The following is a 17,437-nucleotide window of genomic DNA, read 5'->3' on the forward strand; positions in this document are numbered from 1 at the left end:
TCAGTCAGGATCGTTTTGCGCTGGCTGATGTTTTGATCGGGGCCCGGTACAATCCGGGCCTTGTCGTTTTGCGCTGCTATAGGATCATCATGTCGGCTTCCTTCGTTCATCTTCGCCTGCATACCGAATTCTCGCTGGTCGACGGCCTGGTGCGGATCAAGCCGCTCGCCAAGGCCTTGGCCGGGATGAACATGCCGGCGGTGGCGGTGACCGATCAGAGCAACATGTGCTCGCTGGTCAAGTTCTACAAGACCGCCATGGGCGCCGGGGTCAAGCCGATCTGTGGTGCCGACTTGTGGCTGGCGGGCGATGATCCGGAAGGCCCGCTGTCGCGTATCTGCTTCCTGGCAATGGATGCCCAGGGCTACCGCAATCTCACCGAACTGATCTCCCGCGGCTGGACCGACGGCCAGCGCAATGGCCTCGTGATCATCGAGCGCGAGTGGATCGCCGAAGCCGCCGAGGGCCTGATCGCCCTGTCCGCGGCCAAGGAAGGTGATATCGGCATGGCCCTGATGAGCGGCAACGAGGCGCAGGCCGAGGAACTGTTGCGGGACTGGATGTCGATGTTCCCGGATCGTTTCTACGTCGAGGTCCAGCGCACCAACCGGGCTGGCGACGAGGAGTACCTGCACGCCGCGGTGGCCCTGGCCGATCGCATGGGGGCGCCGCTGGTGGCGACCAACGATGTGCGTTTCATCAAGCAGTCGGACTTCGATGCCCATGAAACCCGGGTGTGCATCGGTGAGGGCCGGGCCCTCGACGACCCGCGCCGCTCGCGCAACTACAGTGACCAGCAGTACCTGAAGAGCCCGGAGGAAATGGCCGAGCTGTTCAGCGACCTGCCCGAGGCGCTGGAAAACACCGTCGAGATCGCCAAGCGCTGCAATATCACCGTGCAGCTCGGCAAGTACTTCCTGCCGGACTTCCCCACGCCCAACGGCATGGGCATCGACGATTACCTGCGGCATGTTTCCCATGAAGGCCTGGAAGAGCGCTTGAAGGTGCTCTGGCCGAAGGAAACCACGCCGAACTACGAAGAGAAACGCCAGGTCTATCTGGACCGGCTCAAGTTCGAGCTGGATATCATCATCCAGATGGGCTTCCCCGGTTACTTCCTCATCGTTATGGACTTCATCAAGTGGGCCAAGAACAACGATGTGCCGGTCGGTCCAGGGCGGGGCTCGGGTGCCGGGTCGCTGGTGGCCTACGTACTGAAGATCACCGACCTCGACCCGCTGGCCTATGACCTGCTGTTCGAGCGCTTCCTCAACCCCGAACGTATTTCCATGCCCGACTTCGACGTCGACTTCTGCATGGATGGCCGCGACCGGGTAATCGACTACGTGGCCGAGGCCTATGGTCGTAACGCGGTAAGCCAGATCATTACCTTCGGCACCATGGCGGCCAAGGCGGTGGTGCGTGACGTGGCCCGGGTGCAGGGCAAGTCCTACGGCCTGGCGGATCGTCTGTCGAAGATGATTCCGTTTGAAGTCGGCATGACCCTGGAAAAGGCCTACGAGCAGGAAGAGATGCTCCGCGACTTCCTCAAGACCGACGAGGATGCCAAGGAAATCTGGGACATGGCCCTCAAGCTGGAGGGTGTCACCCGGGGTACCGGCAAGCACGCCGGCGGCGTGGTGATCGCGCCGACCAAACTCACCGACTTCTCGCCAATCGCCTGTGACGAAGAGGGCGGCGGCCTGGTGACCCAGTTCGACAAGGATGACGTCGAGGCGGCGGGCCTGGTGAAGTTCGACTTCCTCGGCCTGCGGACCCTGACCATCATCAAGTGGGCGATGGAGATCATCAACCGCGAGCAGGCCAAGCAGAACCTGCCGGATGTGAACATCGACTTCATCCCGCTGGACGACCGCAAGACCTACGAACTGCTGCAACGAGCCGAGACCACTGCGGTGTTCCAGCTTGAATCCCGCGGCATGAAAGAGCTGATCAAGAAGCTCAAGCCCGACTGCCTGGAAGACCTGATCGCACTGGTGGCGTTGTTCCGTCCTGGCCCGCTGCAATCGGGCATGGTGGATGACTTCATCAACCGTAAGCACGGTCGCGCCGAACTGGCCTACCCGCACCCGGATTACCAGTACGAAGGACTACAGCCGGTTCTGGCCCCGACCTACGGCATCATCCTGTACCAGGAACAGGTGATGCAGATTGCTCAGGTCATGGCCGGCTATACCCTCGGTGGCGCGGACATGCTGCGTCGCGCCATGGGTAAGAAGAAGCCCGAGGAAATGGCCAAGCAGCGCGGCGGCTTCATCGAGGGTTGCGCCAACAACGGCATCGATGGCGACCTCGCGGGCAACATCTTCGACCTGGTGGAAAAATTCGCTGGCTACGGCTTCAACAAATCCCACTCCGCAGCCTACGGCCTGGTGTCGTACCAGACTGCGTGGCTGAAGACCCACCACCCGGCAGCCTTCATGGCTGCGGTGCTCTCGGCGGATATGCACAACACCGACAAGGTGGTGATCCTGATCGAGGAAGTGCGCAGCATGAAGCTGCGCCTCGATGCGCCGGACGTGAACTTCTCCGACTTCAAGTTCACCGTGAACAACGACGGGCGCATCGTCTATGGCCTCGGCGCGATCAAGGGCGTGGGTGAGGGGCCGGTGGAAGCGATCATGGAGGCGCGGGCAGAAGGTGGCCCGTTCAAGGACCTGTTCGATTTCTGCGCCCGGGTCGACCTCAAGCGCATCAACAAACGGACCCTCGATGCCCTGGTGCGCAGTGGTGCGCTGGATCGCCTAGGGCCGTTCTTCCATGACGAAATCAAGGCCTACCAGGCCAACGTCGACCAGAACCGCGCGGTATTGCTGTCGGCCATGGAAGAGGCGATCAAATCGGCGGAACAGACTGCCCGCACCCATGACAGCGGTCACTCGGACCTGTTCGGCGGCCTGTTCGACGAGCCGGATGCCGATGTCTACGCCAATCACCGCAAGGCGCGCGAGCTGACCCTGAAGGAACGGTTGCGTGGCGAGAAGGACACCCTTGGCCTGTACCTCACCGGCCACCCGATCGACGAGTACGAAGGCGAGATCCGCCGCTTTGCCCGGCAGCGCATCATCGACCTGAAGCCGGCGCGCGATACCCAGACCGTGGCCGGGATGATCATCGCCCTGCGGGTGATGAAGAACAAAAAGGGCGACAAGATGGGCTTCGTCACTCTCGATGACCGCTCCGGCCGCATCGAGGCTTCGCTGTTCGCCGATGCCTTCATGGCCTCGCAGTCGCTGTTGCAGAACGACGCGATGGTGGTGGTCGAAGGTGAAGTCAGCAACGACGACTTCTCCGGTGGCCTGCGCCTGCGGGTCAAGCGGGTGATGAGCATGGAAGATGCAAGGACCAACCTGGCCGACAGCCTGCGCCTGAAAATCCACGTCGATGCGCTCAAGGGCGACCGCCTGGCCTGGCTTGGCGAGCTGCTCAAGCGCCATCGTGGTGCATGCCCGGTCAGCATGGAATACACCGGCAGCGACGCCAAGGCCCAGTTGCAGTTTGGCGAAGACTGGCGGATCGACCCGGCCGACGGCTTGATTCAGGCCCTGCGTGACCAGTTCGGCCGAGAGAACGTCTTTTTGCACTATCGATGAATTTTTAATCTCGACCTGAATGCGCCTGATCCCTTAAGGTAGGGCGCCAAACGGATCAACCGGCCGGCCGCCTGGCCGTCGACCCAAGACGGATGCCTATGAACCCGAATTTTCTGGATTTCGAACAGCCGATTGCTGACCTGCAAGCCAAGATCGAAGAGCTGCGCCTGGTCGGCAATGACAACTCGTTGAACATCGGCGATGAAATCGGCCGGCTGCAGGACAAAAGCAGCGAGCTGACCAAGAGCATCTTCGGCAATCTGACCAGCTGGCAGATCGCCCGCCTGGCGCGCCACCCGCGCCGGCCATACACCCTGGACTACATCGAGCACATCTTCACCGAGTTCGACGAACTGCACGGCGATCGTCACTTCGCTGATGACGCCGCGATCGTCGGCGGCATTGCCCGCCTGGAAGATCGTCCGGTGATGGTTATCGGTCACCAGAAAGGCCGTGAAGTACGCGAGAAGGTCCGCCGCAACTTCGGCATGCCGCGTCCTGAAGGCTACCGCAAGGCTTGCCGCCTGATGGAAATGGCCGAGCGCTTCAAGATGCCGATCCTGACCTTCATCGACACCCCGGGTGCCTACCCGGGCATCGACGCTGAAGAGCGCAACCAGAGCGAAGCCATCGCCTGGAACCTGCGGGTCATGGCCCGCCTGAAGACCCCGATCATCGCCACCGTTATTGGTGAAGGTGGTTCCGGCGGTGCGCTGGCCATCGGCGTCTGCGACCAGTTGAACATGCTGCAATACTCCACCTACTCGGTGATCTCGCCGGAAGGTTGTGCTTCGATCCTGTGGAAGACCGCCGAGAAGGCTGCCGACGCCGCCGAAGCCATGGGTATCACCGCCGAGCGCCTGAAAGGCCTGGGCATCGTCGACAAGGTCATCTCCGAGCCGCTGGGCGGCGCGCACCGTGATCCGGCGGCGATGTCGGCATCGGTTCGCGGCGAACTGATCCAGCAACTGGACATGCTGAAGAAATTCGACAATGACGCGCTGCTCAAGCGCCGTTATGACCGGTTGATGAGCTACGGTCTCTGAACTGAAGCTGATCGATCATTGAATTGGGGCTGCTTTGCAGCCCTTCGCGAGCAAGCTCGCTCCCACAAGGGTTATGCCAATAATTTGTGGGTGCGGGCTTGCTCGCGAAGGGCCGCAAAGCGGCCCCAGTTGTTTCTATGCCAGGGATGCTGAACATGACTGATCTCGCCTCTCGGGTACATGACAAGCTGGCTCCCTGGTACGCTGCGCCAGGCTGGTGCGTGGCACTGTCGGGCGGACTGGACTCCACGGTCTTGTTGCATCTTCTGGCTGCCTTGGAGGGGCGGCCAGCATTGCGCGCTGTGCATGTGCATCATGGTCTGCAACAGGTCGCGGACACCTGGCCGGAACACTGTCGGCGTCTGTGTGATTCATTGGGTGTCGAGTTGCTGGTGCGGCAGGTGGCGGTGGAGCAGGGCGCCAGTCTCGAACAGGCGGCGCGCAATGCTCGCTATGCAGTGTTCGCTGACGTGCTGCAGCCCGGTGAGCTGCTTGTGACAGGGCAGCACCGTGAGGACCAGGCCGAAACCCTGCTGTTGCGTCTGTTGCGCGGCGCCGGACTTCGAGGATTGGCCGCGATGCCGATGCAGAGGCCCGTGGGAGCCGGGCTGTTGGTCCGACCGTTGCTGGAGATTCCTCGTGACGAATTGCTCGAATACGCGCAAGCGCAGGGCTTGAGCTGGGTCGAGGATCCGTCGAACGACGATACCCGTTTCAACCGCAATTACTTGCGCCACCAGGTGCTGCCGAGGCTGACCTCGCGCTGGCCCCGGGCTAGCCGCAGTCTGGCCCGTGCCGCCGGTCACCTGACCGAGGCCGGCGAGTTGCTGGACGAACTTGCGCAGGAGGACCTGTCGCAGGCGCAGGGCGTCGAGGTTTTTCCGTGGCTCGGGTTGCCGTCCTTGCACCTGCCGGCGCTTGCCCGGCTTTCCCCGGCCCGCCAGCGCAATGCCTTGCAGTTCTGGTTATCACGATTCACCCGCTTGCCGGACACCGATCACTGGGCCGGGTGGAACGACCTGCGCGATGCCCGCGTCGATGCGTCGCCGGTCTGGAAACTCACCGACGGCGAGTTGCATCGGGCGGGTGAGCGCCTCTATTGGCTTTCCGGCGCCTGGTTGGGTGCTGTGGGTACGGAATTGTCCTGGGGCGATCCGCAACGGACGTTGCTGTTGCCAGGCAATGGCAGCGTCACCTTGCGCGGTACGGTCCCGTCGGAGCCTCTGCGAATTGCCTTTCGCCAAGGTGGCGAAAGCATGACCATTTCTGGCCGCGGCCGCCGCGATCTCAAGCGCCTGCTCAACGAACGCCAGGTCCCGGCCTTCGTCCGTGGCCGCCTGCCGCTGCTGTTTGCAGGCGAGCGCCTGATTGCCGTCGGCAACCTGCCGGACCTCGTTGATGGCGATTTGCAACTTGTGTGGAATGTACCGACGAGTGAGCAAGGTTTGAGGTGATGGGCATCTTCGGGTAGACTACGCTCCCTTCTTGATACAGCTTCTGTGAGCTCGATTCGAGCCACGGCAGTTGCCGATTACCAAGCAGTTTTTTGCTGGGCGATTCTCAAAATGTGTAGCGAACTCCTTACCGGAACTACAACTTCCGGTCTGTACGAACGCGGCAGTATTTTCGGATGCACTGTGATTGACGCAGGTGATCGGGGGCTTCGGCCTTCCTTCGCTTTCCCCGGCGGCGCAGACCGCTTTAACGCAGACTTCTAGGGTTTTTCATGACGCGCTACATATTCGTCACGGGCGGTGTTGTTTCTTCATTGGGGAAAGGCATTGCCTCGGCTTCATTGGCGGCCATCCTGGAGGCGCGGGGGCTCAAGGTCACCATGCTCAAGCTGGACCCGTACATCAACGTCGACCCGGGCACCATGAGCCCGTTCCAGCACGGTGAAGTGTTCGTCACCCACGACGGCGCCGAGACCGACCTCGACCTGGGCCACTACGAGCGGTTCATCCGCACCACCATGACCCAGAACAACAACTTCACCACCGGCCGCATCTACGAGCACGTGCTGCGCAAGGAACGCCGTGGTGATTACCTGGGCGCGACCATCCAGGTCATCCCGCACATCACCGACGAGATCAAGCGTCGCATCATCAAGGGCGCCGGCGATGCCGACGTGGCCCTGGTCGAGATCGGCGGCACCGTCGGCGACATCGAGTCGCAACCGTTCCTCGAAGCCATCCGCCAGCTGCGGGTCGAAGTCGGCTCCAAGCGCGCGATGCTGATGCACCTGACCCTGGTCCCGTACATCGCCACCGCTGGCGAGACCAAGACCAAGCCGACCCAGCACTCGGTCAAGGAGCTGCGCTCCATCGGCCTGCAGCCTGACGTGCTGATCTGCCGTTCCGACCACCCGGTCGACGTGTCCTCCCGTCGCAAGATCGCCCTGTTCACCAACGTTGAAGAGCGCGCGGTCATCTCGCTGGAAGACGTCGATACCATCTACAAGATTCCTGCCGTACTGCACGCTCAGGGCCTGGACGACTTCGTTGTCGAGCGCTTCGGCCTGCAATGCAATGGCGCCGACCTGTCCGAGTGGGAAAAGGTCGTCGATGCCAAGCTCAATCCCGAGCATGAAGTCACCATCGCCATGGTCGGCAAGTACATGGAGCTGCTGGACGCGTACAAGTCGCTGATCGAAGCGATGAGCCACGCCGGCATCCAGAACCGCACCAAGGTCAACCTGCGCTACATCGATTCCGAAGACATCGAGAACCAGGGCACCGGCCTGCTCGAGGGCGTCGACGCCATCCTGGTTCCGGGTGGCTTCGGTCTGCGCGGCGTGGAAGGCAAGATCACCGCCGTTCAGTACGCTCGCGAAAACAAGGTCCCGTACCTCGGTATCTGCCTCGGCATGCAGGTAGCGGTCATCGAATTCGCCCGTAACGTCATGGGCTGGAAAGATGCCAACTCCACCGAGTTCGATCGCAACAGCGGCCACCCGGTGGTCGGCCTGATCACCGAGTGGGCCGATGCCACCGGTGCCGTCGAGACCCGTACCGAAGCTTCCGATCTGGGCGGCACCATGCGCCTGGGTGCCCAGGAGTGCCAGCTGGAGAGCGGTTCCAAGGTTCACGATTGCTACGCCAAGGACGTGATCGTCGAGCGTCACCGCCACCGCTACGAAGTGAACAACAACCTGCTGCCGCGGCTGATCGAAGCCGGTCTGAAAGTGTCCGGTCGTTCCGGTGACGGCGCGCTGGTCGAAGTGGTCGAGTCCAAGGATCACCCATGGTTCGTCGCTTGCCAGTTCCACCCAGAGTTCACCTCGACCCCGCGTGACGGCCATCCGCTGTTCAGCGGCTTCGTCAAGGCGGCCCTGGCGCAGAAGAACAAGGCCTGATCCATGACCCAGAAGATCATTCGCGTCGGTAACATCGAGATCGCCAACGACAAGCCGTTCGTCCTGTTCGGCGGCATGAACGTCCTGGAGTCCCGTGATCTGGCCCTGAAGGTCTGCGAGGAATATGTACGGGTTACCGAGAAGCTCGGTATCCCCTACGTGTTCAAGGCCAGCTTCGACAAGGCCAATCGCTCGTCGATCAACTCCTATCGTGGTCCCGGCCTGGAAGAAGGCATGCGGATCTTCGAGGAAGTGAAGAAGACCTTCGGCGTGCCGGTCATCACCGACGTGCACGAGCCGCACCAGGCCCAGCCGGTGGCCGATGTCTGCGACATCATCCAGTTGCCGGCCTTCCTGTCGCGTCAGACCGACCTGGTCGTGGCCATGGCCAGGACCGGCGCAGTGATCAACATCAAGAAGGCCCAGTTCCTCGCGCCCCAGGAAATGAAACACATCCTGACCAAGTGCGAAGAAGCGGGTAACGACCAGTTGATCCTCTGCGAGCGCGGTTCCAGCTTCGGTTACAACAACCTGGTGGTGGACATGCTCGGCTTCGGCATCATGAAGCAGTTCCAGTACCCGGTGTTCTTCGACGTGACCCACGCCCTGCAGATGCCGGGTGGTCGCGCCGATTCCGCCGGCGGTCGCCGTGCCCAGGTCACCGAGCTGGCGCGCGCCGGCCTGAGCCAGGGCCTGGCCGGTCTGTTCCTCGAGGCGCATCCGGATCCGGACAACGCCAAGTGCGACGGTCCGTGTGCACTGCGCCTGGACAAACTGGAACCTTTCCTGGCCCAGCTCAAGCAACTGGATGACCTGGTGAAGAGTTTTCCGACGGTAGAAACCGCATAACCCGCGTTTCTCCGGTAAAGTACCGCCCGTTCCACCCCTGACCTTAGGGTCAGGGGCTTCTCCGCGTCAGGCCTGCCCGTGCCCCGTGCCTGCGAAAGAGCGGATTCTTCAAGCTGCGTTGTTTTCGTCAATTCTGGAGTGCTTACAACAATGGCAAAAATCGTCGACATCAAAGGTCGTGAAGTTCTCGACTCCCGCGGCAACCCGACCGTGGAAGCGGACGTGCTGCTCGACAACGGCATCATCGGCAGCGCCTGCGCGCCGTCGGGTGCTTCCACCGGCTCCCGCGAGGCACTGGAGCTGCGTGATGGCGACAAGAGCCGTTACCTGGGCAAGGGCGTGCTGAAAGCCGTCGCCAACATCAACGGCCCGATCCGCGACCTGCTGCTGGGCAAGGACCCGGTCGACCAGAAAGCCCTGGACCGCGCCATGATCGAGCTGGACGGTACCGAGAACAAGGCCAAGCTGGGCGCCAACGCCATCCTCGCCGTGTCCCTGGCTGCCGCCAAGGCTGCTGCACAGGACCAGGACCTGCCGCTGTACGCGCACATCGCCAACCTGAACGGCACCCCTGGCCAGTACTCCATGCCGGTTCCGATGATGAACATCATCAACGGTGGCGAGCACGCCGATAACAACGTCGACATCCAGGAGTTCATGGTCCAGCCGGTTGGCGCCAAGACCTTCTCCGACGCACTGCGCATGGGCACCGAGATCTTCCATCACCTGAAAGCCGTGCTGAAGGCCCGTGGCCTGAACACCGCCGTCGGTGACGAAGGTGGTTTCGCGCCTAACCTGGCCTCCAACGAAGACGCCCTGGGCGCCATCGCCGAAGCCGTGGCCAACGCCGGCTACAAGCTGGGCACCGACGTGACCCTGGCCCTGGACTGCGCGGCCAGCGAATTCTTCGAAGACGGCAAGTACAACCTGTCCGGCGAAGGCAAGTCGTTCGATGCCGAAGGTTTCGCCGACTACCTGAAAGGCCTGACCGAGCGCTTCCCGATCATCTCGATCGAAGACGGCCTGGACGAGTCCGACTGGGCTGGCTGGAAAGTCCTGACCGACAAGATCGGCGAGAAGGTGCAACTGGTCGGTGACGACCTGTTCGTGACCAACACCAAGATCCTGAAGGAAGGCATCGACAAGAAGATCGCCAACTCCATCCTGATCAAGTTCAACCAGATCGGCTCCCTGACCGAGACCCTGGAAGCCATCCAGATGGCCAAGGCTGCCGGTTACACCGCCGTGATCTCGCACCGTTCGGGCGAAACCGAAGACTCTACCATCGCCGACCTGGCCGTGGGTACCTCGGCTGGCCAGATCAAGACCGGTTCGCTGTGCCGTTCCGACCGCGTTTCCAAGTACAACCAACTGCTGCGCATCGAAGAGCAACTGGGCGCCAAGGCGGTGTACCGTGGTCGCGACGAGTTTCGCGGCTAAGCGATAGATGGTAAAAAGACAGCACCGTGAAACGCAGGGCCTTGCCCATGTGCGTTTCACGTGCGCTGCGAATGCTTGAATCACAAAGCCTGGCTTCGGTCAGGCTTCGTGCCATCAGCCCTTCGCAAACGCGGTCTTTCGCCACTGGATGTCCTGATGCGTAGTCCCTATTGGTTGTTCCTCGTCCTTCTCGCACTGCTCGGTGGCTTGCAGTACCGGCTGTGGGTGGGCAATGGCAGCCTGGCCCAGGTGGCCGAACTCAAGCAGCAGATCGCCGACCAGCACGCCGAGAACGAGCGTCTGCTGGAGCGCAACCGCGTGCTCGATGCCGAGGTTCTGGAATTGAAAAAAGGCATGGAAACCGTTGAAGAACGGGCCCGCCACGAACTGGGAATGGTGAAGGAGGGCGAAACCCTCTACCAACTGGCTCAATGAACAAACCCCTGCCTGCCTTCTGGGCAGTGATCCCCGCCGCCGGCGTGGGTGCGCGCATGGCCGCCGACCGGCCCAAGCAGTACCTGCAACTGGGCGGACGCACGATTCTCGAACACAGCCTCAACTGTTTTCTCGACCATCCCTCGCTGAAAGGGGTGGTAGTCAGCATTGCCGCTGACGATCCTTTCTGGCCCACCCTGCCTTGCGCCAGCGACCCGCGTATCCAGCGTGCCGCCGGTGGTCGCGAGCGTGCCGATTCGGTGCTCAATGCCTTGTTGATGTTGCATGCCCAGGGTGCTGCGGACAGCGACTGGGTACTGGTGCATGATGCGGCGCGGCCCAATCTCTCGCGTGACGACCTCGATCGCCTGCTCGTGGAACTGGCAGACGACCCGGTCGGCGGCTTGCTCGCCGTGCCCGCCCGCGACACGCTGAAACGCGCCGATAGCAATGGCCGGGTCGAGGTCACTGTCGACCGCAGCACCATCTGGCAGGCCTACACCCCGCAGATGTTCCGTCTTGGCGCCCTGCATCGGGCCTTGGCCGATAGTCTGGTGGCGGACGTGGCTATCACCGACGAAGCTTCGGCCATCGAGTGGTCCGGCCAGGCGCCACGGCTGATCGAGGGGCGTAACGACAATATCAAGGTCACCCGCCCGGAAGACCTGGAGTGGCTGCGCCAGCGCTGGTCCCAGCGCTGATTTCTCAGATCCCCTGATATTCCGGTCGTTGCGCCAGGCCTTCGCGCAGATGATCGACCAGCTTGCGCACCTTCGGCGACAGATGCCGTTGCTGCGGATACAGCGCCCATACCGCGGTGTTGGGCGGCTGGTGGGCTTCCAGCAAAGACACCAGCGCGCCGCTGCCCAGGTGTTCCAGCACGTAGTAGTCCGGCAATTGACACAGGCCCATGCCTTTCAGGGCGGCGTCGAGTACCGCCTGCCCGCTGTTGCAGCGCCAGTTACCCTGGACGCGCTGGGCAATTTCCCGTCCGTCCTGCTGCATCGCCCAGATATCTGAACTCCCGACCAGGCAATTGTGTCGCGCCAGCTCCGAAAGGCTGTGCGGTCGGCCGTAACGGTTCAGGTATTCCGGCGATGCACACAGGTACATGCGTCGTGGCGCGAGCCGCGCGGCCACCAGCCGCGACTCCTGCAGGCGACCGAGGCGGATCGCCAGATCCATGCCTTCGTGGAGCAGGTCGAGGGTGTTGTTGGTCAGCTCGATATCCACCCGTAGCTGCGGGTACTGGCTCATGAAATCGGTCACCAGCGGGACGATGAAGCGCTCGCCGTAAGCCACCGCGCAGGTCATGCGCAGCAGGCCCTTGGGTTCGCTGGTCAGGTCGCCCATGGCGCGCAGGGCTTCCTCGCGCCCGTCCTGCAGGCGCTGGCAATGCTGGAGGAAAGTCTGTCCGGCTTCGCTGAGAGTGACCCGGCGGGTGCTGCGGTAGAGCAGGCGGGTTTGCAGGCGTTCTTCGAGGCGCGCCACCTGACGGCTGATATGGGAGGACGACACGCCCAGGCGATCGGCCGCCGCAGTGAACTGACCAGACTCGGCCACGGCGACGAACTCGTCGATCCCTTCCCAGCGACTGCTCATTGATTATCCCTGTATGGCAATAATGTTTTGTCTTGGTCCGGATTATTCATCAAAAGTTGTTGAATTACACTGCGTCCCTGAAATGTCCCTTCATTGGAGAAGATTGATGATCAAGTCCCGTGCCGCCGTAGCCTTCGAGGCCAAGAAACCGCTGGAAATCGTCGAAGTCGACGTGGCCATGCCCAAGGCTGGCGAGGTGCTGCTGCGCGTGGTTGCTTCGGGTGTCTGCCACACCGATGCCTACACCCTGTCCGGCGCCGATCCGGAAGGCATCTTCCCGTCGATCCTCGGTCATGAAGGCGGGGCGATCGTCGAAGCGGTAGGCGAGGGCGTGACCTCGGTGGCCGTGGGCGACCATGTGATCCCGCTGTACACCCCGGAATGTGGTCAGTGCAAATTCTGCCGCTCGGGCAAGACCAACCTCTGCCAGGCCATCCGTGCCACCCAGGGCAAGGGCCTGATGCCGGACGGCACCACCCGTTTCTCCTACAAGGGTCAGCAGCTGTTCCACTACATGGGCACCTCGACCTTCTCCGAATACACCGTGCTGCCTGAAATCTCCGTGGCCAAGATCCAGAAAGAAGCACCACTGGAAAAGGTCTGCCTGCTGGGCTGCGGCGTCACTACCGGCATCGGCGCCGTGCTCAACACCGCCAAGGTAAAACCAGGTGACACCGTGGCCATCTTCGGTCTGGGTGGCATCGGTCTCTCGGCGATCATCGGTGCGGTCAAGGCCAAGGCCTCGCGCATCATTGCTGTGGACATCAACCCGGGCAAGTTCGAGATCGCCCGCCAGCTCGGTGCTACCGACTGCGTCAATCCGAAGGACTACGACCGTCCGATCCAGGAAGTGATCGTCGACCTGACCGACGGTGGCGTGGACTTCTCCTTCGAATGCGTAGGTAACGTCCAGTTGATGCGTGCGGCCCTGGAGTGCTGCCACAAGGGCTGGGGTGAGTCGGTGATCATCGGCGTTGCCGGTGCCGGCCAGGAAATCGCTACCCGTCCGTTCCAGCTGGTCACCGGTCGCGTCTGGCGTGGTTCTGCCTTCGGTGGCGTGCGTGGTCGCAGCGAACTGCCGAGCTATGTCGACATGGCCGAGAAGGGCGAGATCCCGCTGGATACCTTCATCACCCACACCATGGGCCTGGAAGACATCAACAAGGCCTTCGACCTGATGCATGAAGGCAAGAGCATCCGCAGCGTCATCCACTTCTGAGGTTGCTCATGAGCCTGGAAAACATTTCCTGTCAGAAAAGTTTCGGTGGCTGGCACAAGCGTTACCGCCATCGTTCCGAAGTGCTGGGCTGCGACATGGTCTTCGCCGTGTACCTGCCGCCGCAGGCCGAACTCGGTGGCAAGCTGCCGGTGCTGTACTGGTTGAGCGGGCTGACCTGCACCGACGAGAACTTCATGCAGAAGGCCGGCGCACACAAGCTGGCTGCGGAACTGGGCCTGATCATCGTCGCGCCGGACACCAGTCCGCGTGGCGCCCAGGTCCCGGGTGATCCGGACGGTGCCTGGGACTTCGGCCTGGGCGCGGGCTTCTATGTCAACGCCACCCAGCAGCCATGGGCCGCCAACTACCGTATGTACGACTATGTCGTGGACGAGTTGCCGGCGTTGATCGAAGCGCATTTCCCGGCTTCGCAGCGCCGTGCCATCAGCGGGCACTCCATGGGTGGACACGGTGCGCTGGTCTGCGCCCTGCGCAACCCCGGGCGGTATGCGTCGGTATCGGCCTTTGCGCCGATCAGCAATCCGATGGATTGCCCATGGGGTCAGAAGGCGTTCAGCCGCTACCTGGGTGAAGACCGTTCGCGCTGGCGCGAGTGGGATGCCAGTGTGTTGATCGCTCAGGCCAGTGAGCACCTGCCGCTGCTGGTGGACCAGGGCGATCGCGATGATTTCCTGGAAAACCAGCTCAAGCCGCAGGTACTGCAACAGGCCGCGCAAGCTGCCGGTTATTCGTTGCAACTGCGTCTGCAGCCGGGCTACGACCACAGCTATTACTTCATCGCCAGCTTCATCGATGATCACTTGCGGCATCATGCCGCAGCGTTGGCTGCCAACCGCGCTTGAGGCGACAATTCAAGCCCAAGGCCCGGTAAAGCGGGTAGAATCACGCCCTGACTCAATCAGGGCGTTTTTCTATGCGTATTGGCCACGGCTACGATGTGCACCGCTTCGCCGAAGGCGATTTCATCACCTTGGGAGGCGTGCAGATCGCGCACAAATACGGGCTGCTGGCCCATTCCGACGGCGACGTGCTGCTGCACGCCCTGAGCGATGCCTTGCTCGGCGCTGCGGCGCTGGGTGACATCGGTCGCCATTTCCCCGATACCGATCCGCAATTCAAGGGTGCCGACAGCCGTGTGCTGTTGCGCCACGTGGTCGGCATCGTCCAGGCCAAGGGCTGGAAGGTCGGTAATGTCGACGCCACCATCGTTGCCCAGGCGCCGAAGATGGCCCCGCATATCGAGCGCATGCGCGAACTGATTGCCGCCGACCTGCAGGTCGAACTCGACCAGGTCAATGTCAAGGCCACCACTACCGAGAAACTGGGTTTCACCGGACGTGAGGAAGGTATCGCGGTACATGCCGTCGCCTTGCTGCTGCCAGCATGACCGAACTTGAACTTCTGGGTCCGCGCGCCAGCGGGCCGGCACTGGGCAGTGCGGTACTCAAGGCTGTGGCGGAAGACTTCCAGGTCGACGAAGTGCTGGATATCCCGCTGTCGGGGCAGGGCGAGCATCTGTGGTTGTGGGTCGAGAAGCGCGATCTGAATACCGAGGAAGCGGCCCGGCGTCTGGCGCGTGCTGCCGGGGTGCCGCTGAAGACCATCAGCTACGCCGGACTCAAGGATCGCCAGGCGCTGACGCGGCAGTGGTTCAGCCTGCACCTTCCTGGCAAGGCCGATCCGGATTTCGCTGCCGCTGAAAATGAAAGCCTGCGCATCCTCGAACGCACCCGCCATTCGCGCAAGCTGCAACGCGGCGCGCACTCGGCCAACGGCTTCACCCTGCGTCTCACCCAGCTGCAGGCCGATCACGCCGCGCTGGACGTCCGTCTCGAACAACTGCGCGCCCAGGGTGTGCCGAACTACTTCGGTACCCAGCGTTTCGGTCATCAGGGTGGCAACGTCGAGGAAGCCTTGCACTGGGCCGAGCGCAAGGCCCTGCCGGAACAGCGCAACCTGCGTTCGCGGGTGCTGTCCAGCGCACGCAGCTACCTGTTCAACCGCGTGCTGGCCGAGCGTGTCGGCGATGGCAGTTGGCAGCGGGCGCAGGTCGGTGACCTGTTGGCCTTTACCGATAGCCGTAGCTTCTTTCCGGCTGGTGAGTCGGAATGCAGCGATCCGCGCCTGGACATCCTCGACCTGCATCCCACAGGCCCGCTCTGGGGGGAAGGCCTTCCAGCCACCCAAGGCGCCTCCGGGGCACTCGAACAACGTGTCGGCGATGCGCATGCGGCGCTCTGCACTTGGCTCGGCAATGCCGCGCTCAAGCAGGAACGACGCATTCTGCGACTGCCCATTGGCCGGCTGACGTGGCATTATCCCGAGCCTGATATCCTGCAACTGGAATTCGTCCTTCCGGCCGGATGCTTCGCTACCGTGGTGGTGCGCGAACTCCTCGATCTGGTCCCGGCAGGGCAGACGGACAGCCCATGCGTATTCTGATTTCCAATGACGACGGCGTTATCGCGCCAGGACTCGCCGCGCTTCATGCTGCGCTGGCGGACTATGCCGAGTGCGTGGTGATCGCCCCGGACCAGGACAAGAGTGGCGCCAGCAGCTCGCTGACCCTCGACCGTCCCCTGCATCCGCAAACCCTGCCCAACGGCTTCATCAGCATCAACGGCACCCCCACCGATTGCGTGCACCTCGGTCTCAACGGCCTGCTGGAGCAAACGCCGGACATGGTGGTGTCGGGGATCAACCTGGGCGCCAACCTCGGTGATGACGTGCTCTATTCGGGCACCGTGGCCGCAGCGCTGGAAGGGCGTTTCCTGGGCAACACCTCGTTCGCCTTCTCGCTGCTTTCGCGCTTGCCCGACAACCTGCCGACGGCCGCCTACGTCGCGCGCAAGCTGGTCGAAGCGCATACGCGGCTGCAACTGCCACCGCGCACCGTGCTCAACGTCAACATCCCCAACCTGCCGCTGGATCACATTCGCGGTATCCAGCTGACCCGGCTGGGCCACCGCGCGCGGGCGGCCGCACCGATCAAGGACGTCAATCCACGGGGCAAGGAAGGCTACTGGATCGCAGTTGCCGGCGACGTCGAGGACGGCGGGCCGGGCACCGATTTCCATGCGGTCATGCAAGGCTACGTATCGATCACGCCGCTGCAACTGGACCGGACCTTCAACGACGCCTTCGAACACCTGAATGGCTGGCTGGAGGGCGTGCTCTGATGCGCGATCAGGACGATATGATGCGCCGGGGTATCGGTATGACTTCCCAGCGCACCCGCGAGCGGCTGATCCAGCGCCTGTGCGAGGAAGGTGTGTCGAATCCGCGGGTACTGGATGTACTGCGTCGCACCCCGAGGCATTTGTTCGTCGATGAAGCACTGGCCCATCGTGCCTATGAAGATACCGCCTTGCCGATCGGTCATAACCAGACCATCTCGCAGCCGTTCATGGTTGCGCACATGAGCGAAGTGCTGCTCGAGGCCGGGCCGCTGGACAAGGTCATGGAGATCGGTACCGGCTCGGGCTACCAGACCGCCGTGCTGGCGCAACTGGTGGAGCGAGTGTTTTCCGTGGAGCGGATCAAGGTGTTGCAGGACCGCGCCAAGGAGCGACTGACCGAGCTCAACCTGCGCAATGTGGTATTTCGCTGGGGGGATGGCAGCGAGGGTTGGCCGGCACTGGCTCCCTACAACGGCATCATCGTGACCGCGGTTGCGCCGGAAGTGCCCCAGGCACTGCTGGATCAGTTGGCGCCGGGTGGGCGCATGGTGATTCCGGTGGGCAACGTTGGCGAGGTTCAGCAGCTTCTGTTGATCGTCCGTGAAGAGCACGGTTTCTCCCGGCGAGTGCTGGGTACCGTACGCTTTGTACCGCTACTCAATGGCACCCTGTCCTGA

At 62.5% G+C, this 17,437-nt stretch carries 15 protein-coding genes; 14 read left to right on the top strand and 1 reads right to left on the bottom strand.

From position 1 onward, the window contains the following. Positions 1-89 precede the first annotated feature (89 nt). The 8 genes from dnaE to ispD all read left to right on the top strand — a co-directional run bounded on the left by dnaE (position 90) and on the right by ispD (position 11,440). Positions 90-3,614 carry a DNA polymerase III subunit alpha gene (gene dnaE, locus ACODSK_RS05365; protein WP_489014403.1) on the top strand — a complete coding sequence of 1,175 codons (3,525 nt, stop codon included), beginning with the start codon at positions 90-92 and terminating at the stop codon, positions 3,612-3,614. A gap of 98 nt (positions 3,615-3,712) precedes the next feature. Next, positions 3,713-4,660 carry an acetyl-CoA carboxylase carboxyltransferase subunit alpha gene (locus ACODSK_RS05370; protein WP_489014404.1) on the top strand — a complete coding sequence of 316 codons (948 nt, stop codon included), beginning with the start codon at positions 3,713-3,715 and terminating at the stop codon, positions 4,658-4,660. A gap of 155 nt (positions 4,661-4,815) precedes the next feature. After that, entirely contained in the window at positions 4,816-6,114 is a 1,299-nt protein-coding gene (gene tilS / locus ACODSK_RS05375) for a tRNA lysidine(34) synthetase TilS (RefSeq protein WP_489014406.1), read from the top strand. Positions 6,115-6,386: 272 nt separating this feature from the next. Further along, a complete protein-coding gene (gene pyrG, locus ACODSK_RS05380; protein WP_489014407.1) occupies positions 6,387-8,015 on the top strand; it encodes a CTP synthase in 1,629 nt (542 codons plus the stop codon). A gap of 3 nt (positions 8,016-8,018) precedes the next feature. Continuing rightward, positions 8,019-8,864: a 3-deoxy-8-phosphooctulonate synthase gene (gene kdsA / locus ACODSK_RS05385; RefSeq protein WP_489014408.1), complete on the top strand. Its 846-nt coding sequence runs from the start codon at positions 8,019-8,021 to the stop codon at positions 8,862-8,864. A 150-nt stretch (positions 8,865-9,014) separates the two neighbouring features. Continuing rightward, positions 9,015-10,304 carry a phosphopyruvate hydratase gene (gene eno, locus ACODSK_RS05390; protein WP_489014410.1) on the top strand — a complete coding sequence of 430 codons (1,290 nt, stop codon included), beginning with the start codon at positions 9,015-9,017 and terminating at the stop codon, positions 10,302-10,304. A 156-nt stretch (positions 10,305-10,460) separates the two neighbouring features. Next, on the top strand, positions 10,461-10,739 hold the full coding sequence (gene ftsB / locus ACODSK_RS05395; protein WP_009395237.1) for a cell division protein FtsB: 279 nt from the start codon (positions 10,461-10,463) through the stop codon (positions 10,737-10,739). Continuing rightward, a complete protein-coding gene (gene ispD, locus ACODSK_RS05400; RefSeq protein WP_489014411.1) occupies positions 10,736-11,440 on the top strand; it encodes a 2-C-methyl-D-erythritol 4-phosphate cytidylyltransferase in 705 nt (234 codons plus the stop codon). The genes ftsB and ispD overlap by 4 nt, the downstream gene beginning before the upstream one ends. A 4-nt stretch (positions 11,441-11,444) precedes the next feature. Here ispD and ACODSK_RS05405 read toward each other — a convergent pair whose 3' ends face one another. Next, positions 11,445-12,341: a LysR substrate-binding domain-containing protein gene (locus tag ACODSK_RS05405; RefSeq protein WP_489014412.1), complete on the bottom strand. Its 897-nt coding sequence runs from the start codon at positions 12,339-12,341 to the stop codon at positions 11,445-11,447. Between the two features lie 106 nt (positions 12,342-12,447). Between ACODSK_RS05405 and ACODSK_RS05410 the strand changes: the two genes are divergently transcribed. The 6 genes from ACODSK_RS05410 to ACODSK_RS05435 all read left to right on the top strand — a co-directional run bounded on the left by ACODSK_RS05410 (position 12,448) and on the right by ACODSK_RS05435 (position 17,437). Further along, complete coding sequence (locus ACODSK_RS05410) at positions 12,448-13,560, top strand: S-(hydroxymethyl)glutathione dehydrogenase/class III alcohol dehydrogenase (protein WP_489014414.1); 1,113 nt, start codon at positions 12,448-12,450, stop codon at positions 13,558-13,560. 8 nt (positions 13,561-13,568) lie between these two features. Then, the gene (gene fghA / locus ACODSK_RS05415) at positions 13,569-14,423 is read left to right on the top strand and encodes an S-formylglutathione hydrolase (protein WP_489014416.1); all 855 of its coding nucleotides are present in this window, start codon (positions 13,569-13,571) and stop codon (positions 14,421-14,423) included. A 71-nt stretch (positions 14,424-14,494) separates the two neighbouring features. Continuing rightward, complete coding sequence (gene ispF, locus ACODSK_RS05420) at positions 14,495-14,968, top strand: 2-C-methyl-D-erythritol 2,4-cyclodiphosphate synthase (RefSeq protein ID WP_075806195.1); 474 nt, start codon at positions 14,495-14,497, stop codon at positions 14,966-14,968. Further along, entirely contained in the window at positions 14,965-16,023 is a 1,059-nt protein-coding gene (gene truD, locus ACODSK_RS05425) for a tRNA pseudouridine(13) synthase TruD (RefSeq protein WP_489014418.1), read from the top strand. Before ispF ends, truD begins: the two co-directional genes overlap by 4 nt. After that, on the top strand, positions 16,011-16,760 hold the full coding sequence (gene surE, locus ACODSK_RS05430; protein ID WP_489014419.1) for a 5'/3'-nucleotidase SurE: 750 nt from the start codon (positions 16,011-16,013) through the stop codon (positions 16,758-16,760). Before truD ends, surE begins: the two co-directional genes overlap by 13 nt. Positions 16,761-16,798: 38 nt before the next feature. After that, on the top strand, positions 16,799-17,437 hold the full coding sequence (locus tag ACODSK_RS05435; RefSeq protein ID WP_009395221.1) for a protein-L-isoaspartate(D-aspartate) O-methyltransferase: 639 nt from the start codon (positions 16,799-16,801) through the stop codon (positions 17,435-17,437).

Source organism: Pseudomonas sp. FG98, assembly GCF_057808595.1.